At 69.9% G+C, this 22,044-nt stretch carries 14 protein-coding genes, 1 tRNA gene and 1 rRNA gene; 12 read left to right on the top strand and 4 right to left on the bottom strand.

What is annotated here, in order from left to right:
• Both rrf and ACFVYL_RS34410 read left to right on the top strand, forming a co-directional pair.
• Nucleotides 1–91: ribosomal RNA gene (rrf, locus tag ACFVYL_RS34405) — 5S ribosomal RNA — on the top strand; the annotation flags it as partial.
• 116 nt (nucleotides 92–207) lie between these two features.
• Nucleotides 208–885: a DegT/DnrJ/EryC1/StrS family aminotransferase gene (locus tag ACFVYL_RS34410; protein WP_389723157.1), complete on the top strand. Its 678-nt coding sequence runs from the start codon at nucleotides 208–210 to the stop codon at nucleotides 883–885.
• Nucleotides 886–888: 3 nt separating this feature from the next.
• Here the strand turns inward: ACFVYL_RS34410 and ACFVYL_RS34415 are convergent, their stop codons facing one another.
• Nucleotides 889–1,803 (bottom strand): alpha/beta hydrolase family esterase, encoded by a 915-nt coding sequence (locus tag ACFVYL_RS34415; RefSeq protein WP_389723049.1) that lies wholly within the window; start codon nucleotides 1,801–1,803, stop codon nucleotides 889–891.
• A gap of 117 nt (nucleotides 1,804–1,920) precedes the next feature.
• On the opposite strand from ACFVYL_RS34415, the gene ACFVYL_RS34420 reads away from it, so the two are divergent.
• Nucleotides 1,921–1,993 (top strand) — tRNA-Thr (locus ACFVYL_RS34420).
• Between the two features lie 88 nt (nucleotides 1,994–2,081).
• On the opposite strand, the gene ACFVYL_RS34425 is transcribed toward ACFVYL_RS34420, so the two are convergent.
• Complete coding sequence (locus ACFVYL_RS34425) at nucleotides 2,082–4,703, bottom strand: SpoIIE family protein phosphatase (RefSeq protein WP_389723052.1); 2,622 nt, start codon at nucleotides 4,701–4,703, stop codon at nucleotides 2,082–2,084.
• A gap of 339 nt (nucleotides 4,704–5,042) precedes the next feature.
• On the opposite strand from ACFVYL_RS34425, the gene ACFVYL_RS34430 reads away from it, so the two are divergent.
• From ACFVYL_RS34430 to ACFVYL_RS34470, 9 genes are all read left to right on the top strand, one after another.
• Nucleotides 5,043–10,562, top strand: a complete 5,520-nt coding sequence (locus tag ACFVYL_RS34430) for a HAMP domain-containing protein (protein ID WP_389723055.1) — start codon at nucleotides 5,043–5,045, stop codon at nucleotides 10,560–10,562.
• 244 nt (nucleotides 10,563–10,806) lie between these two features.
• Nucleotides 10,807–11,490, top strand: coding sequence for a two-component system response regulator (locus tag ACFVYL_RS34435; RefSeq protein WP_055564115.1), 684 nt, complete (start codon nucleotides 10,807–10,809; stop codon nucleotides 11,488–11,490).
• Between the two features lie 146 nt (nucleotides 11,491–11,636).
• On the top strand, nucleotides 11,637–14,435 hold the full coding sequence (locus ACFVYL_RS34440; RefSeq protein WP_389723058.1) for a DNA translocase FtsK: 2,799 nt from the start codon (nucleotides 11,637–11,639) through the stop codon (nucleotides 14,433–14,435).
• Between the two features lie 212 nt (nucleotides 14,436–14,647).
• Nucleotides 14,648–15,550, top strand: a complete 903-nt coding sequence (locus tag ACFVYL_RS34445; protein ID WP_389723061.1) for a helix-turn-helix domain-containing protein — start codon at nucleotides 14,648–14,650, stop codon at nucleotides 15,548–15,550.
• A 139-nt stretch (nucleotides 15,551–15,689) separates the two neighbouring features.
• Complete coding sequence (gene rimO, locus ACFVYL_RS34450) at nucleotides 15,690–17,171, top strand: 30S ribosomal protein S12 methylthiotransferase RimO (RefSeq protein WP_389723064.1); 1,482 nt, start codon at nucleotides 15,690–15,692, stop codon at nucleotides 17,169–17,171.
• The gene (pgsA, locus tag ACFVYL_RS34455) at nucleotides 17,168–17,863 is read left to right on the top strand and encodes a CDP-diacylglycerol--glycerol-3-phosphate 3-phosphatidyltransferase (RefSeq protein ID WP_389723067.1); all 696 of its coding nucleotides are present in this window, start codon (nucleotides 17,168–17,170) and stop codon (nucleotides 17,861–17,863) included. The genes rimO and pgsA overlap by 4 nt, the downstream gene beginning before the upstream one ends.
• Before the next feature lie 32 nt (nucleotides 17,864–17,895).
• On the top strand, nucleotides 17,896–18,441 hold the full coding sequence (locus tag ACFVYL_RS34460) for a CinA family protein (protein ID WP_389723070.1): 546 nt from the start codon (nucleotides 17,896–17,898) through the stop codon (nucleotides 18,439–18,441).
• Between the two features lie 109 nt (nucleotides 18,442–18,550).
• Nucleotides 18,551–18,925 (top strand): helix-turn-helix domain-containing protein, encoded by a 375-nt coding sequence (locus ACFVYL_RS34465; protein ID WP_055564110.1) that lies wholly within the window; start codon nucleotides 18,551–18,553, stop codon nucleotides 18,923–18,925.
• Nucleotides 18,926–19,111: 186 nt separating this feature from the next.
• A complete protein-coding gene (locus tag ACFVYL_RS34470; RefSeq protein ID WP_389723073.1) occupies nucleotides 19,112–19,582 on the top strand; it encodes a Dps family protein in 471 nt (156 codons plus the stop codon).
• A gap of 511 nt (nucleotides 19,583–20,093) precedes the next feature.
• Here the strand turns inward: ACFVYL_RS34470 and ACFVYL_RS34475 are convergent.
• Entirely contained in the window at nucleotides 20,094–20,954 is an 861-nt protein-coding gene (locus tag ACFVYL_RS34475; protein ID WP_389723076.1) for an SDR family NAD(P)-dependent oxidoreductase, read from the bottom strand.
• Between the two features lie 57 nt (nucleotides 20,955–21,011).
• Nucleotides 21,012–21,812 (bottom strand): Fpg/Nei family DNA glycosylase, encoded by an 801-nt coding sequence (locus ACFVYL_RS34480; RefSeq protein WP_389723079.1) that lies wholly within the window; start codon nucleotides 21,810–21,812, stop codon nucleotides 21,012–21,014.
• Nucleotides 21,813–22,044: the final 232 nt, after the last annotated feature.

A 22,044-nucleotide genomic window follows, 5' to 3' on the forward strand; every position in this document is an offset into this window, starting at 1 on the left:
GCCCGGTTACATTCCGAACCCGGAAGCTAAGCCTCACAGCGCCGATGGTACTGCAGGGGGGACCCTGTGGGAGAGTAGGACGCCGCCGAACTAATCTTGATAAGAGCTGGTCCCTGAACTTCGGTTCAGGGACCAGCTCTTTTTTGTTTTGCGTCACTTGCCGTTCACGTTGTGCAGCCAACATCCGAAGGCATGGGGACAGTTGGAATGTTGCGCGCCGCGGGTGTCGGTGCCGGTGACGAGGTCGTCGTGCCGGCCTATGGGAACGCCGAGGTGGCCGAGGACGTGGTCCTCGCCGGTGCGGTGCCCGTCTTCGCGGACATAGATCCGGCCTCGTACTGCCTCGACCCGCAGGCCGTTGCCGCCGTGGTGAGTCCGCGTACGGCCGCCGTCGTCGTCGTGCACCGCTTCGGGATCCAGGCCGATGTGCGCCGCCTGCGGGAGCTGGGGCAACGTCACGGACTGCTCGTCCTGGAGCAGGCCGAGTCGGAGACTTCCCCGCTGGACGGGCCGCTGGACGGACTGACGCTCCGGCGGGCCCATGCCGCGTATCTCAGCGGTCGTCTCAGCGGCGTCGTGACGCCGGACGGCGGCGAGGGGCACAGCTACGAGCAGTACGTAGTGCGGGTGCCCGGGAACGGGCGGCCCGACCGGGACGCCTTCGCGCGCGCCGTACGGGCCAAGGGAGTTGACTGCCGGGTGCCGGTGAAGACGCCTGTGCACCGCATGCCGCGGTTCTGGCGGGACATACAGCTGCCCGAGACCGAGCGGGCCGCGGACGAGACGCTGGCGCTGCCGGCGGGCGCGGCGATGTCGCGGCGCGATCTGCAGCGCGTCGTCTCCGCGTGCAACGCGCTCGGCGGACTTCTCCAGCCGGCGTTCTGATACCTACGGCGCCTTCCTGGTGTGGGACTTGAAGAATTCCCACATGGCGTCCGTCGCATTGATGCCTGCCGTCGGGTCCGACATTCCACCGCCCGCGCCGTTCGGCCAGGAATGGCCCATGTGGGCCAGCCGGTAGACGACCACGTCCGAACCGTCGCGGCAGGTCGAGGTGGTCTTCTTGATGTCGTTCTTGAGCCTTGCGGTCCCTCCTGCCTTGCAGGACAGCCGCTGTTGCCATGTCTTGACGCCTTCATCCAGCGCGGTGTGGTGTTCGTCGAGGGCGCCCAGGAATGTGATCACCGAGACCGGGGTCTTCGGTATGTAGGAGGGGTCTTCCGCGGCGGTGCCGAGATAGCCGCCGCTGACCGGTGCGATGGCCGCGAAGGTGCCCGGGAGTTCCACGGCGAGTTTGTACGACATGTCGGCGCCGTTGGAGATGCCGGTGGCGTAGACGCGGTTCCGGTCGGCGTTCCATGTGCCGGTGAGCCGCTTCGTGATCGTACGCATGAAGCCCACGTCGTCCTCGGTGCCGCAGCAGAGCAGGGCGTTGAAGCCTTTGTCGAGTCCGTCGGGATAGGCGACGAGGAAGTTCTCCTCGTCGGCCTTCGTGTCGAGGCCGCTGATGGCGGCCGCGGCTTTGCCGTCGCCGGGGTAGGGGTGCAGGGCGATGACGAGGGGGAGTTTGTCGGCGGGGGTGAATCCAGGTGGGGCGTGGACGGTGTAGACGCGTTTCTCGCCTTTCCAGGGGATCGTGATCCGCTGATTTCCGGGGTGTGGGGCCTCTGTGGCTGTGGGCTTCCTGGTGGGTGTCCGGTGCTCGGTGCCTTCGTCGGAACCGCAGGCCGCCAGGGGGAGAAGGAGGGCGGCGACGGTCAGGGGAAGGGCATACCGCGTAGGCGTACCGGGGCTGGTCGGCATGGGCGCAGCGTGGCAGTGCGTGCGAGGGCGGTCCAGAGGGCGGGGCGGTTCGAGGCACCTTCGATTTCGGGTATGATCTATTCCGTTGCCGCGGGGAAAACCCCCGAAGGGCAGCAGGCCCCTATAGCTCAGTCGGTAGAGCGTCTCCATGGTAAGGAGAAGGTCAGCGGTTCGATTCCGCTTGGGGGCTCAAGTAATGAAGGCCTCCGCCCAGTTGGGCGGAGGCCTTTGTCGTTGTGAGGTGAAGTCCGGGGCACCGAGTGGTGCCCCGGGACTTTTCAGTCCTTCTGCAGGCCGGGCACGCGCATCGCCAGGATCGCCATGTCGTCGGAGGGCGCGTCCGTCGCGAAGCGCTCCACCGCGCGCATGATGCGCGCCGCGACCGCGCCCGCCGTGAGGCCGGTGCAGGTGGTGAGGACGTCCGCGAGGCCGTCGTCGCCGAGCATGCGGGTGCCTTCGCGGCGCTCGGTGACTCCGTCGGTCACGCAGAGCAGGACGTCGCCCGGGTCGAGCGTCATCGTCTGCTCGTACAGTTCGAGGTCGTCCATGACGCCGAGCAGCGGCTGCGGTTCCGCGTACGGCTCGACCGTGCCGTCCTGGCGCAGGCGCAGCGGCAGCGGGTGGCCGGCGCAGACGACCTTCAGGACCGCCGAGCCGTCTTCCTGGGGCCACAGCTCGCCGTACAGGAGCGTCAGGAAGCGGCTGCGGGCGCCCTCGTCGAGGATCGCGGCGTTGAGGCGCTCCAGGACCGCGGGGCCGCCGAAGCCCTCGCGGGCAAGGAGACGCAGGGCGTGGCGGGCGAGGCCCGTGACGGCCGCGGCCTCCGGGCCCGTGCCGCAGACGTCGCCGATCGCGAAGCCGTACGCGCCGTCGCGGATCGGGAAGAGGTCGTAGAAGTCACCGCCGACTTCGTTGCCCTCGCCGGCCGCGCGGTAGATGACGTCGACCTCGACGCCCGGGATCTGCGGGAGCCCCGGCGGCAGCAGGCTGCGCTGCAGGGACTGGCTGATCGCCATGCGCTCGGAGTAGAGGCGGGCGTTGTCGAGGGCCAGGGCCGCTCGGCGGGATAGATCTTCGGCCAATTCCAGGATCTCTTGGCGGAAGTGTTCATCGGCGGGCTTACCGAGCGTGAGCATGCCGATGACGCGGTTGCGGGCGACCAGGGGGAGGACGACGGTCTCGCCGCCCACCGCGGAGGCGGTGGAGAGTGTCGTGCCGATGCCCGAGCCGAGGGTCATGGGCTCGCCGAGGCCCAGGCTGCGCATGGAGGTGCGCAGGGCGGCCTGGTGCGCGGCTTCGGAGGGGGCCGCCCAGATGCGGGCGCCCGGAGTGGGGACCGGGTCCGGCGGGGCGATCTTGGAGAGCAGGGCCTTGAGGCCGTCGATACGCTCCTCGTCCTCGTGCAGGACGTACGAGAGGTAGGGCTCGGCCGACTGGTCCGCGATCGTGTAGACGGCGCACCAGGTGGCGAGCGTCGGGACCGTCATCTGGGCCATGAGGGCCAGGGTCTGGTCGCGGTCGAGGGTGCCCGCGAGAAGGTCGGAGGCCTCGACGAGGAAGGAGAGCGAGCCGCGGCGGAGCCGTTCCAGCTCTCCGAGGCGCGCGGACTCCACGGCGAGGGCGATGCGGTCGGCGGCGAACTGGAGGCGCAGGGCTTCTTCGTTCGAGTACCGCCCGGAGGCCTCGGCGGCGACGCCCAGGGAGCCGGTGAGGCGGCCCTCCACCTTCAGCGGCACCGTGACGACGGAGCGCATGCCCGTGCCGGCGAGCAGGGGGACCGCGCCGGGGACGACCGTGAGGTCCTCGTGCACGGCCGGCATGCGTGCGGAGCCGTAGCGTCCGGGGGCCGACTCGACCTGGACGCGGGCGAAGCGCTGGCGGGCCGACGGCAGGCCCGTGGAGGCGCGGACTTCCAGTTCCGTCTCGTCGTCGGTGGCCAGGAGCAGGAAGGCCGCGTCGCCGTCGAGCATGTCGCGGGCGCGCTCGACGGTGCGCTGGAGCAGGCCGTCGAGGTCGTCCGGGGCGGGGGAGCCGATGAACACCTCGAAGGGGTCCGTGGCGTGCGGCTCGCTGCGGGTGCCCGGCTCGGGGGGTGCGCCGCGCAGCGGGGTCTGCAGCACGGCGCGCTCGTCGTCGCGTACGAGCAGGCAGACCGTGGAGGGTTCACCCTCGGCGTCGCGGACACGCAGGTGGGAGGCGTAGACGGGGGTCACGCGGCCGTTGGCGCCGCGGACGCCGTAGCTGCCTTCCCAGCGGGAGAGCTGGAGCGCCTCGGCGATGCCGGTGCTGGTGCCCGGGGTGTGCGGCCAGGCGGCGAGGTCGTTGAGAGGCTTGCCCATGACCTGCTCGGCGACGTACCCGAAGAGGTCCTCGGCGTCCTCGTTCCAGGCGGAGATGGCGCCCAGGCGGTCGATCTGGATGACGGCGACGCGGACTCTGCCGTCGGCGATGGGCAGGAGGGCGGCGGGCAGCGAGGGGCCCGCGGTGCGGGTGCCGACGGGGCGGTGGGGCAGGTCGAGCTGGAACCAGACCTGCTTGTGGGTGGGGGTGTAGTCGACGCCCCAGCGGGTGGCGAGTGCCGCGCAGAGCTGGAGTCCGCGGCCGCCCTCGCGGTCGGGGCTGCCCATGTTGACCGAGGACTGCTGGAGCGGGATCTCGCGCTCCGGGTAGTGGTCGGAGACTTCGATGCGTACGGCGTCGTCGCTGCGCAGACACTCGACGTCGGCGGCCGTGCCGGCGTGCACCACGGCGTTGGTGACCAGCTCGCTGGTGAGGACGACGGCGTCGTCGACGATGTCCGAGAAGCCCCAGCCCTGCAGGGTGTCGCGTACGAAGGAGCGGGCCGTCGCGACGGAACGCCCGACGGGTTCGAAGGTCGCAGCCGCGCGCGCGGTGATCACAGCACTCCTCGTACGAGTATCGACAGTGTCGACTGTATCGACGCCCAGTTCTCCCGAACCCATGGTGACGGCCGCCCCTCCGATGCCCGCTTGTTCGTGTACCACCGCCCTGGCCGGGCAGGACCGGGGTGGTTGGACAGCCGGATGCAAGGTTACTTACCTTCGCCGTCCATGCTGATGCCGGTCGTCAGTGTTTCCGCCCGGAGGGTGTGCGGACGGTGTGCGAAGCTGCCGAACTGTTATGGCCTGGTTCGGCCATGGTGAAACACTGGGCAAGCTTCATGGGGACAGCCCAGAGAAACCCGAGCAGTACCGGTCGACCCTTGCGGGAGGGACACAGTGGAGTCTGGCGCAGCGACGCGGGGCACTAAAACGCGCGCGAAAGACGGACAGTCCCTGAACAAACAGCGCAAACCGCGCAACGGGACGACGGCTTCAGTGGATGCGGCGGCTCTGAACAGGCTGCTCGCAGCCCTGGTGGCGATGCGGGACGGCAACTTCCGCAAGCGGCTCACGGTCTCCGGTGACGACGTGATGTCGGAGATCGCGGCTGTTTTCAATGAGGTGGCCGACCGGAATCTGCACCTGACCGGTGAGCTTTCGCGGGTGCGGCGGATGGTCGGACGTGAGGGAAAACTCACGGAGCGCCTTGAGGCGGGAGCGAGCGAGGGCTCGTGGGCCGCGGCGATCGACGCGTCGAACGCGCTCGTCGACGATCTCGTGCGCCCCGTGTCCGAGGTCGGCCGGGTTCTCTCCGCGGTGGCGGAGGGCGACCTGCAGCAGCGGATGGAGCTGCGGGCGCAGGGGATGGACGGGAACGGCCATCCGCTGCGCGGGGAGTTCCTGAAGGTCGGGCGGACGGTCAACAACCTCGTCGACCAGCTCTCCACCTTCACGGACGAGGTCACGCGGGTGGCCAGCGAGGTCGGCACCGAGGGCAAGCTCGGCGGGCAGGCCAGGGTGCGCGGGATGTCCGGGTCGTGGAAGGACCTCACGGACTCCGTGAACACGATGGCGTACCGCCTGACCGCTCAGGTGCGGGACATCGCGCTGGTGACGACGGCGGTCGCCAAGGGCGATCTGTCGCGGAAGGTCACCGTCCACGTCGCGGGTGAGATGCTGGAGTTGAAGAACACCGTCAACACGATGGTGGACCAGCTCTCGTCGTTCTCCTCCGAAGTGACGCGCGTGGCCCGCGAGGTCGGTACGGAGGGTGAGCTCGGCGGCCAGGCGCAGGTGCCGGGTGTGGCCGGCGTGTGGAAGGACCTCACCGATTCGGTGAACCTGATGGCGGGCAATCTCACCGCCCAGGTGCGCGGGATCGCCCAGGTCACGACGGCGGTCGCGAACGGCGACCTGTCCCAGAAGGTGACGGTGAGCGCGCGCGGCGAGGTCGCCCAGCTCGCCGAGACGATCAACCAGATGACCGAGACGCTGCGTACGTTCGCGGACGAGGTCACACGGGTGGCGAACGAGGTCGGTGCCGAGGGGCAGCTCGGCGGCCAGGCCAATGTGCCGGGCGCGGCGGGCACCTGGAAGGACCTCACGGACTCGGTCAACACGGTCTTCCGGAACCTCACCACGCAGGTGCGGGACATCGCGCAGGTGACGACGGCGGTGGCCAACGGTGACCTGTCGCAGAAGGTCACCGTGGACGTCGCGGGCGAGATGCTGGAGCTGAAGAACACCACGAACACGATGGTCGACCAGCTCTCCGCCTTCGGTTCCGAAGTGACGCGGGTGGCGCGGGAGATCGGTGTCGAGGGTGAGCTCGGCGGTCAGGCGCAGGTGCAGGGCGCGGCCGGTACGTGGAAGGACCTCACCGACTCGGTGAACACCGCGTTCCGCAACCTCACGGGGCAGGTCCGCAACATCGCGCAGGTGACGACGGCGGTGGCCAACGGTGACCTGTCGCAGAAGGTCACCGTGGACGTCTCCGGCGAGATGCTCCAGCTGAAGAACACCGTGAACACGATGGTCGACCAGCTGTCGTCCTTCGCCGACCAGGTCACGCGGATGGCGCGCGACGTGGGCACCGAGGGCCGGCTGGGCGGTCAGGCGCGGGTGGACGGCGTGAGCGGTACGTGGAAGGACCTCACCGACTCCGTCAACTTCATGGCGGGCAACCTGACGTCGCAGGTGCGCCAGATCGCGCAGGTCACCACGGCGGTGGCGCGCGGTGACCTGTCGCAGAAGATCGAGGTCGACGCGCGGGGCGAGATCCTCGAACTGAAGAACACCATCAACACGATGGTCGACCAGCTCTCCGCCTTCGCGGACCAGGTGACCCGGGTGGCCCGCGAGGTGGGCACGGAGGGGCGCCTGGGCGGTCAGGCACAGGTGCCCGGGGTGGCCGGTGTGTGGCGCGATCTGACGGACTCCGTGAACGGCATGGCCGGGAACCTCACCGCGCAGGTCCGCAACATCGCGCAGGTGGCGACGGCGGTGGCCCGCGGTGACCTGTCGCAGAAGATCGACGTGGACGCGCGGGGCGAGATCCTCGAACTGAAGAACACCCTGAACACGATGGTCGACCAGCTCTCGGCCTTCGCGGAGCAGGTCACGCGGGTGGCCCGCGAGGTGGGTACGGACGGCATCCTGGGCGGCCAGGCCGAGGTCCAGGGCGTCTCGGGCACCTGGAAGGACCTCACGCAGTCCGTGAACGGCATGGCGAACAACCTCACCCTGCAGGTGCGGAACATCGCCGAGGTCACGACGGCCGTCGCCATGGGCGACCTCTCCAAGAAGATCACCGTCGACGCGAAGGGCGAGATCCTCGAACTCGTCACGACCGTCAACACGATGGTCGATCAGCTGTCGTCGTTCGCCGAGCAGGTCACGCGCGTGGCCCGCGAGGTGGGCACCGAGGGCCAGTTGGGTGGTCAGGCGCGCGTGCCGGGTGTCACCGGCATCTGGAAGGACCTCAGCGACAACGTCAACCTGATGGCCAACAACCTGACCAGCCAGGTGCGGAACATCTCCCAGGTCTCGGCCGCGGTCGCCAACGGCGACCTCACCAAGAAGGTCACGGTCGAGGCGCGCGGCGAGGTCGCGCAGCTCGCCGACACGGTCAACACCATGGTGACGACGCTGAGTTCGTTCGCCGACGAGGTCACTCGGGTGGCCCGTGAGGTGGGCACGGACGGCATCCTCGGCGGTCAGGCGCGCGTGCCAGGTGTCTCCGGTACGTGGAAGGACCTCACCGAGTCCGTGAACTCGATGGCGTCCAACCTGACCGGTCAGGTCCGCAACATCGCGATGGTCACCACGGCGATCGCCAAGGGTGATCTCACCAAGAAGATCGACATCGACGCCCGGGGCGAGATCCTGGAGCTCAAGACCACCATCAACACGATGGTCGACCAGCTGTCGTCGTTCGCCGAGCAGGTCACCCGGGTCGCCCGCGAGGTGGGTACGGAAGGCCAGTTGGGCGGCCAGGCACGCGTGCGTGACGTCGACGGCACGTGGCGGGACCTCACGGAGTCCGTGAACGAGATGGCCGGAAACCTCACCCGGCAGGTGCGCGCCATCGCCAAGGTCGCCACCGCGGTGACCCGCGGAGACCTCAACCTGAAGATCGAGGTCGACGCGGCGGGCGAGATCCAGGTCCTGCAGGACAACATCAACACCATGATCGCGAACCTGCGCGACACGACCCTCGCCAACAAGGAACAGGACTGGCTCAAGGGCAACCTGGCGCGGATCTCCGGTCTGATGCAGGGCCGCCGCGATCTGGAGGACGTCGCCTCGCTGATCATGAGCGAGCTGACGCCGGTCGTCTCCGCGCAGCACGGGGCCTTCTTCCTGGCGCTGCCCACGGACGACGGCCAGGACCTCGGGGGCGATCACGAGGACGCGTACGAACTGCGCATGCTCGGCAGTTACGGCTACTCCATGGGGTCCATGCCGACGTCCTTCCGGCCCGGCGAGACCCTCATCGGGACGGCTGCCAAGGAGCGGCGCACGATCCTCGTGGAGAACGCGCCCTCCGGCTACCTGCGGATCGCGTCCGGGCTCGGTGAGGCTCCGCCGGCGCAGGTCATCGTGCTCCCGGTGCTCTTCGAGGGGACCGTGCTCGGTGTGATCGAGCTGGCCGCCTTCCAGCCCTTCACGCAGATCCAGAAGGACTTCCTCAGCCAGATCGCCGAGATGATCGCCACGAGCGTCAACACGATCAGCGTCAATACGAAGACCGAGGTGCTGCTGAAGCAGTCGCAGGAGCTGACCGAGCAACTGCGGGAGCGTTCGGCCGAGTTGGAGAACCGGCAGAAGGCGCTTCAGGACTCGAACGCGGAGCTGGAGGAGAAGGCGGAGCTGCTCGCCCAGCAGAACCGTGACATCGAGGTCAAGAACACCGAGATCGAAGAGGCCAGGCAGGTCCTGGAGGAGCGCGCCGAGCAGCTCGCGGTCTCGATGCGCTACAAGTCGGAGTTCCTCGCGAACATGTCGCACGAGCTGCGCACGCCGCTCAACTCCCTGCTGATCCTCGCCAAGTTGCTCGCCGACAACGCCGACGCGAACCTCACCCCGAAGCAGGTCGAGTTCGCCGAGACGATCCACGGCGCGGGCTCGGACCTGTTGCAGCTGATCAACGACATCCTCGACCTGTCGAAGGTCGAGGCGGGCAAGATGGACGTCTCCCCGACGCGCATCGCCCTGGTCCAGCTCGTCGACTACGTAGAGGCCACTTTCCGCCCGCTGACCGCGGAGAAGGGGCTCGATTTCTCCGTACGGGTGTCTCCGGAACTGCCCGCGACGCTGCACACGGACGAGCAGCGGCTCCTCCAGGTGCTGCGCAACCTCCTGTCGAACGCGGTGAAGTTCACCGACTCCGGAGCGGTCGAGCTGGTGATCCGGCACGCCAACAACGACGTGCCCAACGCCATCCGCGAACAGCTCCTGGAGGCGGGCTCGCTGCGGGACGCGGACGCCGACTTGATCGCCTTCTCGGTGACGGACACCGGCATCGGCATCGCGGCCAGCAAGATGCGGGTCATCTTCGAGGCGTTCAAGCAGGCCGACGGCACGACGAGCAGGAAGTACGGCGGCACCGGTCTCGGGCTCTCGATCAGCCGGGAGATCGCGCGGCTGCTCGGCGGTGAGATCCACGCCCAGAGCGAGCCGGGCCGCGGCTCCACCTTCACGCTCTATTTGCCGCTGCACCCGAGCGAACTGCCGCCCCAGGGCTACACGCAGCTGGCGCCCGCACCCCAGCCGCGCGAACTGCCCGCCCTGGAGGAGGCGCCCGCGTCCGACGGCACGGCGCAGCAGGAGGCCGCACCGGCGCGCCACGAGGCGTCCGCGGGGCCTGCCGCGCTCTTCCGCAGGCGGCGCCGTTCCGCGCCCGCGCAGGAGCCCACGGGCCTGCCGGGGCAGTCGCCCGCCGGGTCCGCGGAGCAGCGCACCCAGGAGCAGCGGCCGCCGGAGCAGTGGCCGTCCCTGGGGCAGGAGACGCCGGCCGCGGCGCGGCCCGGATTCCACTTCGGCGGCGAGAAGGTCCTGATCGTCGACGACGACATCCGCAACGTCTTCGCGCTCACCAGCGTCCTGGAGCAGCACGGCCTCGCGGTGCTGTACGCGGAGAACGGCCGGGAAGGCATCGAAGTGCTGGAGCAGCACGACGACGTGACGGTCGTTCTGATGGACATCATGATGCCCGAGATGGACGGGTACGCGACGACGACGGCGATCCGCAGGATGCCGCAGTTCGCCGGGCTGCCCATCATCGCTCTCACCGCGAAGGCGATGAAGGGCGACCGGGAGAAGGCGATCGACTCCGGAGCGTCCGACTACGTCACGAAGCCGGTCGACCCGGATCACCTGTTGTCGGTGATGGAGCAGTGGATGCGCGCTCAGTGACCGAGAACCGGCTTCGTCACACGCAGTTGCTGACAGAGTGTGGCCGAGGTCGTGTAGAACGGCGGTATTCGGGGAACCTTCTGGTCTCCCACCGCGTTTCTGCTACGTGCACAGTGACATCGCGGTGACAGGGTGTGGCGACAGGCGGGGTGCGGCTACCATGACCGGCACAAGGACGGGCGACGCTAGGGAGTCGTCCTCTGGGGCGGCGCCCGGTGTTTCGCCGGGGCGAGGAGGGCGGGCCATGGTGCAGAAGGCCAAGATCCTCCTGGTCGATGACCGGCCGGAGAATCTGCTGGCGCTGGAGGCCATCCTCTCTGCGCTCGATCAGACACTGGTACGGGCATCGTCCGGGGAGGAAGCGCTCAAAGCACTACTCACGGACGACTTCGCGGTGATTCTGCTGGACGTCCAGATGCCGGGAATGGACGGTTTCGAGACCGCCGCGCATATCAAGCGGCGGGAGCGGACACGGGACATCCCGATCATCTTCCTCACCGCCATCAACCACGGGCCGCATCACACCTTCCGCGGCTATGCCGCGGGCGCGGTGGACTACATCTCCAAGCCTTTCGACCCGTGGGTGCTGCGCGCGAAGGTCTCGGTGTTCGTCGAGCTGTACATGAAGAACTGCCAACTGCGTGAGCAGGCGGCTCTGCTGCGCCTTCAGCTCGAAGGCGGCGGCAAGGCCGCGGCCGGCGACGCGAAGGAGCCCGCAGGACTCCTTGCCGAGCTCTCGGCGCGGCTCGCGGCGGTCGAGGAACAGGCCGAGGCGCTGTCCAAGCAGCTGGACGACGAGTCGGCGGACGCGGCGGCGGTCGCCACCGCCGCCCATCTCGAACGCAAACTGACCGGCCTGCGCCGGGCCCTTGACGCCCTGGAGCCGGGCACCGGCACCGGAGCTCCCTCGGTCCCCTCGCAGAACTGACGCGGCACGGAGCCTCACTGACGAGGTTTCGTGTCGCGTGAGCGCGGTGAACCCCCGTCAGTTACGCGCCACCGCAAGGGCGACACAAACGGGTGAAGCAGTGGGCACACGTGTCCGCAGAGGTCGACAACGGTAACCTCACACCCATGGCCTCACGTCAGTCCGCAGCCAAGAAGACGCCCGCGAAGAAGGCGGTCGCGCCGGCGAAGGCTCCGGCGAAGAAGGCCGTTGCCAAGCCGCCCGCGAAGAAAGCCGTGGCAAAGAAGGCGCCCGCGAAGAAGGCGCCCGTCAAAAAGGCCGCGGCGAAAAAGCCCGCGCCCAAGCCGGCGCCCAGCCCCACGGGGGGCCTGTACCGGCTCGTTCGCGCGCTCTGGCTGGGCGTCGCGCACGGCGTCGGCGCGATGTTCCGCGGCATAGGGCGCGGCGCCAAGGGCCTCGACCCGGCGCACCGCAAGGACGGCCTGGCGCTGCTGCTGCTCGGTCTGGCGCTGATCGTCGCCGCGGGCACCTGGTCGAACCTGCGCGGCCCCGTCGGCGACCTCGTCGAGGTCCTGGTCACCGGCGCCTTCGGGCGCCTCGACCTGCTGGTGCCGCTGCTGCTCGGCGCCATCGCCGTACGCCTCATCCGCCATCCGGAGAAGCCCGAGGCGAACGGCCGGATCGTGATCGGCCTGTCCGCCCTGGTCATCGGGGTCCTCGGACAGGTCCACATCGCGTGCGGCTCGCCCGCCCGCAGCTCCGGCATGCAGGCGATAAGGGACGCGGGCGGACTGATCGGCTGGGGCTCCTCCACACCGCTGATCTTCACCATGGGCGAGATCCTCGCGGTTCCGCTCCTGGTGCTCCTCACCGTCTTCGGGCTGCTCGTCGTCACGGCGACGCCCGTCAATGCCATTCCGCAGCGGCTGCGGCTGCTCGGCACCCGGCTCGGACTGCTCCAGCCGGAGCCCGAGGCCGACGCGTACCCGCACGACGACGAGCGCTACGACGAGCAGTGGCGCGAGGCGCTGCCCGCGCGCCCCGTGCGCCGGCGCACCCCCGCCCCCGACGCCTACGGCCCCGACGCGTACGGCTCCGACCAGGCGGAGGATGACGCGCTCTCCAAGCGTCGCAGGCCCCGCAGGACGCCGGTGCAGCCGGACATGGACCGGCCGATGGACGCCGTGGACGTGGCGGCCGCCGCGGCCGCCGCCCTGGACGGCGCCGTACTGCACGGCATGCCGCCCTCGCCCCTGGTCGCCGATCTGACGCAGGGCGTCTCGGGGGAGCGGGAGGAGCGCGGACAGCGCGAGGAGCAGGGGCACGCGGCGCCTGTACCGCCCGCGCGCGCCACGGACGCCCCGGTGCCCGGCAAGCTCAGGAAGAAGCCGCAGGAGCCTGCTCAGAGCGTCGTGCAGGACCTCACCAAGCCCGCTCCCGAGCCCGCGCGCGAGCTGCCGCCCCGCGCCGAGCAGCTGCAGCTCTCGGGGGACATCACGTACGCGCTGCCCTCGCTCGACCTCCTGGAGCGCGGCGGGCCGGGCAAGTCCCGCAGCGCTGCCAACGACGCGGTCGTGGACTCGCTGACGAACGTGTTCACCGAGTTCAAGGTCGACGCATCCGTCACCGGCTTCACGCGCGGCCCGACGGTCACGCGGTACGAGATCGAGCTCGGCCCCGCCGTGAAGGTCGAGAAGATCACGGCGCTGGCCAAGAACATCGCGTACGCGGTGGCGTCCCCGGACGTCCGGATCATCTCGCCCATCCCCGGCAAGTCCGCGGTCGGCATCGAGATCCCGAACACCGACCGCGAGATGGTCAACGTCGGTGACGTGCTGCGCCTCGCGGACGCGGCCGAGGACGACCACCCCATGCTGGTCGCGCTCGGCAAGGACGTCGAGGGCGGTTACGTCATGGCCAACATGGCGAAGATGCCGCACATCCTGGTCGCCGGAGCCACCGGCTCCGGCAAGTCGTCGTGCATCAATTGCCTGATCACTTCGATCATGATAAGAGCGACGCCCGAGGACGTCCGGATGGTCCTCGTCGACCCCAAGCGCGTCGAGCTCACCGCGTACGAGGGCATCCCGCACCTGATCACGCCGATCATCACCAACCCGAAGAAGGCCGCCGAAGCGCTCCAGTGGGTCGTCCGCGAGATGGACCTGCGCTACGACGACCTCGCCGCCTTCGGCTACCGGCACATCGACGACTTCAACCAGGCCGTCCGCGAGGGCAAGCTCAAGACGCCCGAGGGCAGTGAGCGGGAGCTGCAGGCGTATCCGTATCTGCTGGTGATCGTCGACGAGCTCGCGGACCTGATGATGGTCGCGCCGCGCGACGTCGAGGACTCGATCGTGCGCATCACCCAGCTCGCCCGCGCGGCCGGCATCCACCTGGTGCTCGCCACCCAGCGTCCCTCCGTGGACGTCGTGACCGGCCTCATCAAGGCGAACGTGCCCTCGCGGCTCGCCTTCGCGACCTCCTCGCTCGCCGACAGCCGCGTCATCCTCGACCAGCCCGGCGCGGAGAAGCTCATCGGGAAGGGTGACGGACTGTTCCTGCCGATGGGCGCGAACAAACCCACCCGTATGCAGGGCGCCTTCGTCACCGAGGACGAGATCCACGCGGTGGTCCAGCACTGCAAGGACCAGATGGCGCCCGTCTTCCGCGACGACGTCACCGTCGGCACCAAGCAGAAGAAGGAGATCGACGAGGACATCGGCGACGACCTCGATCTGCTGTGCCAGGCCGCTGAACTGGTGGTTTCCACCCAGTTCGGGTCCACCTCCATGCTGCAGCGCAAGCTGCGCGTCGGGTTCGCGAAGGCCGGCCGGCTGATGGACCTGATGGAGTCGCGCTCGATCGTCGGGCCCAGCGAGGGCTCCAAGGCTCGTGACGTTCTTGTGAAACCTGATGAGCTGGACGGCGTGCTCGCCGTGATCCGCGGGGAGGCTCACCCATAAGGCCGGACCAGGCTCACCCGTAAGGGATCGGCGGGCAACCGTTTCCCCTCGACACACGTCAAGTTGAGGGAGAGAAGAGCACGATGTCCCACCATCAGGATGTCCGGCCATTCTGATGGCGTACAAAGTCCGTCCGTCCGGTTGCCCCACCCTTTCAAGACCCCCCTAAACTGAACCTCCGGCAGGTGGCTACACGCTCGAAAGGCGCCCCCGTGTCCATCGGCAACTCCCCTGAAGACGACCGAGCTTCAGACGACCGCCTCGACCGCCCCGACCGCGTCGCCGACGAGAGCCCGGCAGACGAGACGCAGGCCGCCGACCGCCAGGCCGACGCCCGGCTCCCGATCGGCCGTGTCCTGCGGCAGGCCCGCATCGACGCCGGCCTGACCGTCGACGAGATCAGCACCTCCACGCGAGTGCGCATCCCGATCGTGCACGCGATCGAACAAGACGACTTCTCCCGGTGCGGCGGTGACGTGTACGCCCGCGGCCACATCAGGACCCTGGCGCGCGCCGTCGGTGTCGATCCGGCCCCGCTGCTCGCGCAGTACGACGAGGGACACGGCGGACGCCCGCCCGCGCCCACCCCGGCGGCGCCCCTCTTCGAGGCCGAGCGCATCCGCTCCGAGCCGCGCCGGCCGAACTGGACCGCCGCCATGGTCGCCGCGATCGTCGCGGTGATCGGCTTCGTCGGTTTCACCGCGTTCAGCGGCGGCGACGACAGCGACAGCTCGAAGTCCGTCGCCGAAGGCTCCACCCCGGCCAACACCAAGCCCGCCGAGAAGCCGAAGCCCACCAAGCCCGCCGACCCCAAGCCCGACCCGTCGGACAGCGCCATCGCGGGCGTCCCGCGCGACAAGGTCACGGTCAAGGTCGTCGCCCCGGACGGCCGCAGCTGGATCTCCGCCAAGGACCACAGCGGCCGCACCCTCTTCGACGGCGTCCTCGAACAGGGCCAGGACAAGACCTTCCAGGACAAGCAGAAGATCGATCTGGTCCTCGGAGACGCGGGCGCGATCGAGCTGTACGTGAACGGCAAGCAGGTCGACAACGAATTCGAGCCCGGCCAGGTGGAACGCCTCACGTACACGAAGGGCGACCCACAGGCCGGCTGACCGACCCCCTACGGGGCGCCTGACCAGCGACGCTCCGCGGGGCGCGGGGTCGGCCTGGTGACGGGCCGGCGACCGTGGGCCGACCGCGCGGTAACCCTGGCGGCCGGTGCCGGGACGGGGACGAAGTAGTCTTGAGACCATGCCCGAACGCCGCACCGTCGCCCTTGTCACTCTTGGCTGCGCCCGTAACGAGGTGGACTCGGAGGAGCTCGCAGGCCGCTTGGAGGCGGACGGCTGGGAGCTCGTCGAGGACGCCGAGGACGCGGACGTCGCCGTCGTCAACACCTGTGGCTTCGTCGAAGCCGCCAAGAAGGACTCTGTCGACGCCCTCCTCGAAGCCAATGACCTGAAGGGTCACGGCAAGACCCAGGCCGTCGTCGCGGTCGGCTGCATGGCCGAGCGCTACGGCAAGGAGCTCGCCGAGGCGCTGCCCGAGGCCGACGGCGTACTCGGCTTCGACGACTACGCCGACATCTCAGGCCGCCTGCAGACCATCCTCAGCGGTGGCAGCGTCGAGGCCCACACCCCCCGCGACCGGCGCAAGCTGCTGCCGATCAGCCCGGCCGAGCGGCAGGACGCCCAGGCGGCCGTCGCGCTCCCGGGCCACGCTGCCGCAGCGCCCGCCGTGATCCCGCAGGACCTGCCCGAGGGTGTGGCGCCCGCCTCCGGACCGCGCGCGCCGCTGCGCCGCCGCCTGGGCTCCAGCCCGGTCGCCTCGGTGAAGCTGGCCTCCGGCTGTGACCGGCGCTGCTCGTTCTGCGCCATCCCGTCCTTCCGCGGCTCCTTCATCTCGCGCCGCCCCTCCGACGTCCTCGGTGAGACCCGCTGGCTCGCCGAGCAGGGCGTCAAGGAGGTCATGCTCGTCTCCGAGAACAACACCTCGTACGGCAAGGACCTCGGTGACATCCGTCTCCTGGAGACGCTGCTTCCCGAGCTGGCCGCCGTCGACGGGATCGAGCGGGTGCGCGTCAGCTACCTGCAGCCCGCCGAGATGCGACCCGGCCTCATCGACGTACTCACGTCGACGGAGAAGGTCGCCCCGTACTTCGACCTGTCCTTCCAGCACTCCGCGCCCGGCGTCCTGCGCGCCATGCGGCGCTTCGGCGACACCGACCGCTTCCTTGAGCTCCTGGACACCATCCGGTCCAAGGCGCCGCAGGCCGGTGTGCGGTCCAACTTCATCGTGGGCTTCCCCGGCGAGAGCGCCTCGGACGTCGACGAGCTCGAACGGTTCCTGACGGGCGCCCGCCTGGACGCCATCGGCGTCTTCGGCTACTCCGACGAGGAGGGCACCGAAGCGGCGACCTACGACGCGAAGCTGGACCAGGACGTCGTCGACGAGCGCCTCGCGCGCATCTCCCGGCTGGCCGAGGAGCTCACCTCGCAGCGCGCCGACGAGCGGCTCGGCGAGACCGTCGAGGTCCTCGTCGAGTCCCTGGACGACGAGGAGGGCCCGCTCGGCCGGGCCGCGCACCAGGCCCCCGAGACCGACGGCCAGATCCGCCTGACAGGCGACATCGGTGGGGACGGCCTGCAGGTCGGCCGTATGGTCGTGGCGAAGGTGGTCGGCACGGAAGGCGTCGACCTGGTGGCTGAGTGTCTCGAGGAGGCCGGCAGATGACAGGAGTCCCGGCACCCGCGGGCGGCTCCGGCGCGCAGGGCGCTTCGAGCGCCAAGCCGGTGCGCGGCGGGAAGCTGGGCGCCGCGGCGGTGAATCAGGCCAGCCTGTGGAACGTCGCGAACCTGCTGACCATGATCCGGCTGCTGCTCGTGCCGGGCTTCGTGATGCTGCTCCTCGGCAACGGCGGGTACGACCCGGCCTGGCGCTCGTTCGCCTGGGCCGCCTTCGCCGTCGCGATGATCACCGACCTCTTCGACGGGCACCTCGCCCGCACGTACAACCTGGTCACGGACTTCGGCAAGATCGCCGACCCGATCGCCGACAAGGCGATCATGGGGGCCGCGCTGATCTGTCTGTCCTGGCTCGGTGACCTGCCCTGGTGGGTGACCGGGGTGATTCTCGGGCGTGAGCTGGGGATCACTCTGCTGCGGTTCTGGGTGATCCGCTATGGCGTCATTCCGGCCAGCCGCGGCGGGAAGATGAAGACGCTCGCGCAGGGCACGGCCGTCGGGATGTACGTTCTGGCACTGACCGGACCGCTCGCGACGCTGCGGTTCTGGGTGATGGCCCTCGCCGTGGTGCTGACCGTCGTGACCGGGCTCGACTATGTGAAGCAGGCCATCGTGCTGCGCAGGCAGGGCATGGCCGAGGCGCGTGCGGCGGCGGAGTCCGCTCGGGAGGCGGCGAAGTGACGTCCCCCGGGCTCTCGGCCGGCGAGGCACCGGTGAGCGGGCTGCTGCGGATCCTGTCCGCGCGCGGCGAGACGCTCGCCGTCGCCGAGTCGCTGACCGGGGGCCTGGTGGCCGCCGAGATCACGGCGACGCCCGGGGCCTCGAAGGTCTTCCGGGGCTCCGTGACCGCGTACGCCACCGAGCTGAAGCGGGACGTGCTCGGGGTCGACGGCACTCTGCTGGACGAGCGCGGGGCCGTGGATCCCGAGGTCGCGCGGCAGATGGCGGCCGGAGTGCGCGAGACGCTCGGCGCGGACTGGGGGATCGCGACCACCGGGGTCGCGGGGCCCGACGCCCAGGACGGGCAGCCTGTGGGGACCGTGTACGTGGCGGTCTCGGGGCCGGATTTCGAAAGCATGCGCGGTTACGCCGATGGCGGAGCCCATGGGAAAGTGGCCGCCCTGCGGTTGAACGGTAGCCGTTCGGAAATCCGTAGGGAGAGTGTACGGAGCGTGCTCGCGCTGCTCCTCGAGCAGCTCTCCGGAGAACGTGCCGAGAATGGGCGGGCACAGGATACGGAACACAACGGGGGGAATTGATGTTTGCAGCCCTGAGTGAACACGACATCGCTCCCCGCACGGCCGCCGCGCGAGGCGGTACGGTGGGGCGTGAAGGATGCGGCTACGCGGTCCGAGGAGGGAGCCACCGATGATTCTGCTCCGTCGCCTGCTGGGTGACGTGCTGCGTCGCCAGCGCCAGCGCCAGGGCCGTACTCTGCGCGAAGTCTCCTCGTCCGCCCGAGTCTCGCTCGGCTATCTCTCCGAGGTGGAGCGGGGGCAGAAGGAGGCGTCCTCCGAGCTGCTTTCCGCGATCTGCGACGCGCTTGACGTACGGATGTCCGAGCTCATGCGTGAAGTCAGCGACGAGCTGTCGCTCGCCGAGCTGGCTGAGTCCGCGGCAGTCCCCGAGCCGGTGCGTGCACCGGTTCGCTCGATGCTCAATTCCGTCTCCGTGGCCGGTGTGCCACCGGAACGGGTCACGATCAAGGCGCCCGCGGAGGCGGTCGACGTCGTCGCGGCGTGACGCTGCGCTGTTCCAGCAGCAGCCCCCAGAAGTGTGTGGAAGCCCCGGCCGGGTACCCGGTCGGGGCTTCTGTGTTGTCCGAGGTGAGCCCCACATGACCGCGCATTCGCGAATCGACCTATTTGGCGCTTGTATGACATGGTTGGTGGGGATTTACCTCATTCGCTCGTGAGTTGGAGGAGACAGATGTACGTCGTGAAGAGCCCGCTGTCCGATGCGGATCTGAAGACGGTCTCGGAGGCCCTGCAGGGCGCGCTCGTGGACCTGGTCGACCTGTCGCTGGTGGCCAAGCAGATTCACTGGAATGTGGTCGGCCCGCGCTTCCGCTCCGTGCACCTGCAGCTGGACGAGGTCGTGGACACGGCCAGGCAGCACTCCGACACCGTGGCGGAGCGCGCCTCCACGCTCGGCGTCTCGCCCGACGGGCGCGCGGCGACCGTGGCGCAGCAGACCGGGATCGGGGCGGTCCCCGACGGCTGGGTCAAGGACGTGGACGCCGTGGGGGCGCTCGTGGACGCGCTCGGCGCGGTGATCACCCGGATGCGTGCACGTGTCGAGTCGACCGGTGAGGCGGACCCGGTCAGCCAGGACATCTTCATCGGGATCACGGCCGACCTCGAGAAGCACCACTGGATGTTCCAGGCGGAGAACGGCTGACCGGCCGATACGTCCGGGCGCCCGGACGTCCCGGCCGAAGGTGGCCGAGGCGCACCGAGGGGCGCTGCCCACGGGTCGGTGTCACTGTCCGTGCGCCGTGCTGCTTCCGGTGACGACGGTGCGCCCTCCCGTGGGGTGAACCCCGGCGCTTAGCGTCGGCCTCGCGTTGGGCGGGAGGTGGCATCGATGGCAGCCGTGAGCGGGTCGGTCGTGCCGTGGCGGTACATACGCTGGGCGCCCGCCCTGGCCTTCGGGGCGCTGTGGTGGTGGGGCGTGCTGCGCCTCGCCCTCGCGCCCGACGCGGGGGCCTTCGAGGGGGCGGTCGCCGCCGGAGGGTGGGGACTGAGCGTGCTGCCCGTGCACTGCGTGTCGAAGGCGCGGGCGCAGGGTGTGGCGGGAGCGGGGGCCGGGGGGCCTCGGCGGGCGGGGAAGCGTACGGGGCCGGTGCGGTGGGGGCGTGGCGCGGCCGTGATGCCGGGGCGGGCACGGGGGCCAGAATTCAAGGCGCGGGCTACCACGGCATGGCGACGCCGCCGTTCGGGCGGAGGATCTGGCCCGTCGTGAAGGACGCGGCGTCGGACGCCAGGTGCAGCACGGCGTGAGCGATGTCGTCCGCTTCGCCGACGCGGCCGAGGGGTGACATGCGCACCATGATCTTCTCCGTGTGGGCCTGGGTCTCCGCGTCGTGCCGGGTCGTCATGGGGGTGCGGATCCAGCCCGGTGCGACGGCGTTGACGCGTATGCCGTGCGGCCCGACCTCCGTCGCCAGGGTCTTGGTGAGCTGGACGACGGCCGCCTTGGCCGCGCCGTAGCAGAGGAGCCCCGGGCCGCCGGTGTCGACGGCGCCCGATGCCATCGTGACGATGCTGCCGCCGGAGCCCGCGTCGATCATGGTGCGGGCCGCGGCCTGGCACGCGTACAGCACGCCCTTGAAGTTGATGTTCAGGACGCGGTCAAGGTCCTCGTCGCGGGTCTCCAGGACCGGGCTGCTGTGCATGACGCCGGCGATGGCGGCCGTGATGTCGAGGCGGGGGTGGGGGCGGGTGCCTGCCGCCGAAGGCCTCGGTGCTGGTGCTGGTGGGGGTGCGGGTGCGGGTGCCGGTGTCTTTGTCGTTGCGGCTGTCGTTGCCGCTGCCGTTACGGCCCGGTCCACCTGTGCTCTGTCGGCCACGTCCAGGGTGTACGTGTGCGCGGTGCCGCCGACCGCCTTGATGAGGGTGGCGGTCTCATGGAGTCCCTGTTCGTCGCGGTCGGCACAGTGGACGGCGGCGCCCGCCTCGGCGAGGAGCAGAGCCGAAGCGCGGCCGATGCCGCTGGCGGCGCCGGTGACGAATGCGGTGCGTCCGGTGAGGTCGTACGCCTTGACGGGCATGACGGGACGGTACGACCGGAACTGACGGGGCGTCAACTGGGCGGGTACGGGGCGGAGTCAGGGTGTTGGGCCCTGTTGGCAGCTGGGGCACCAGTAGGTGGGGCGGCTTCGTGAGCCGTCGCCCTGCTCGCCGCGGCGGACGGGGGTGCCGCAGCGCAGGCAGGGGCGGGGTGCGCGGCCGTAGACGAAGAGGCGCTGGCCGGTGAGGTCACGGCCGGTGGTGGTGCGGTCGGACCGGTGACGGTTGGCTTCCAGGAGCTTCTTCGAGAGGGCAGGGAGGCGGGCCGCGGTCTCCTCGGAGAGCTCGCCGATGGGGAGCCATGGGGTGACGCCCAGGATGAAGCAGACCTCGCTCTTGAAGACGTTGCCGATGCCCGCGAGATTGCGCTGGTCGAGGAGGGCTTCGCCGAGGGGGCGCTCAGGTGCTGCCAGGAGGTTGTTCAGGGCGCGCTCCGGGTCCCAGTCGGGGCCGAGGAGGTCGGGCCCCAGGTGCCCCACGGCCTTTTCCTCGTCGGTGGTGCGGAGCAGTTCGAGGACGGGCAGGCGGTAGCCGACGGCGGTGCGCTCGGTGTTCCCGAGGATCGCCCGGATCTGATGCCCGGGGCCGCCCCGCCAGCGCTCGTCGGGGCCGTAGATCCGCCAGGAGCCGTCCATCCGCAGGTGGGAGTGGAGGGTGAGACCGCCCTCGATGCGGGTGAGGAGGTGCTTCCCGCGCGCGGTGACGTCCAGGACGGTGCGTCCGGTGAGATCGGCCGTCGCGAACTTGGGCACGCGGAGGTCGGAGCGCGTGAGGGTGTGTCCGGCGAGGGCGGCATGCAGGCGCTGGGCTGCTTGGTAGACGGTGTCACCTTCGGGCATGGGTCCAGGGTGGCACGGAGAGGGGTGGGGAGACGGGTGGGCGGGCGCGGGGGCTCGGCCGTAGGGGGCGTGGAGCGCGGACGGCGTGGGTGTCCGTGGCGCGACAGGCGTACGTCGCGCCGGTGCCGGTGGCCGGTACCTGGTGGTCGGTACGCGGTGGCCGATGCCCGGTGCCCGGTGCCCGGTGCCCGGTGATCGGTGATCGGTTCATGGCGCCCGGTACCTGGCGCCC

This window comes from Streptomyces sp. NPDC058308 (assembly GCF_042880275.1).
Lineage (GTDB): Bacteria > Actinomycetota > Actinomycetes > Streptomycetales > Streptomycetaceae > Streptomyces.

Coding starts and splice junctions, on each gene's coding strand:
- ACFVYL_RS34440 (WP_389723058.1), top strand. CDS start 11,637: ATGGCCTCACGTCAGTCCGCAGCCAAGAAGACGCCCGCGAAGAAGGCG.
- ACFVYL_RS34415 (WP_389723049.1), bottom strand. CDS start 1,803: ATGCCGACCAGCCCCGGTACGCCTACGCGGTATGCCCTTCCCCTGACC.
- pgsA (WP_389723067.1), top strand. CDS start 17,168: ATGACAGGAGTCCCGGCACCCGCGGGCGGCTCCGGCGCGCAGGGCGCT.
- ACFVYL_RS34465 (WP_055564110.1), top strand. CDS start 18,551: ATGATTCTGCTCCGTCGCCTGCTGGGTGACGTGCTGCGTCGCCAGCGC.
- ACFVYL_RS34470 (WP_389723073.1), top strand. CDS start 19,112: ATGTACGTCGTGAAGAGCCCGCTGTCCGATGCGGATCTGAAGACGGTC.
- ACFVYL_RS34410 (WP_389723157.1), top strand. CDS start 208: ATGTTGCGCGCCGCGGGTGTCGGTGCCGGTGACGAGGTCGTCGTGCCG.
- ACFVYL_RS34435 (WP_055564115.1), top strand. CDS start 10,807: ATGGTGCAGAAGGCCAAGATCCTCCTGGTCGATGACCGGCCGGAGAAT.
- ACFVYL_RS34475 (WP_389723076.1), bottom strand. CDS start 20,954: ATGCCCGTCAAGGCGTACGACCTCACCGGACGCACCGCATTCGTCACC.
- rimO (WP_389723064.1), top strand. CDS start 15,690: ATGCCCGAACGCCGCACCGTCGCCCTTGTCACTCTTGGCTGCGCCCGT.
- ACFVYL_RS34480 (WP_389723079.1), bottom strand. CDS start 21,812: ATGCCCGAAGGTGACACCGTCTACCAAGCAGCCCAGCGCCTGCATGCC.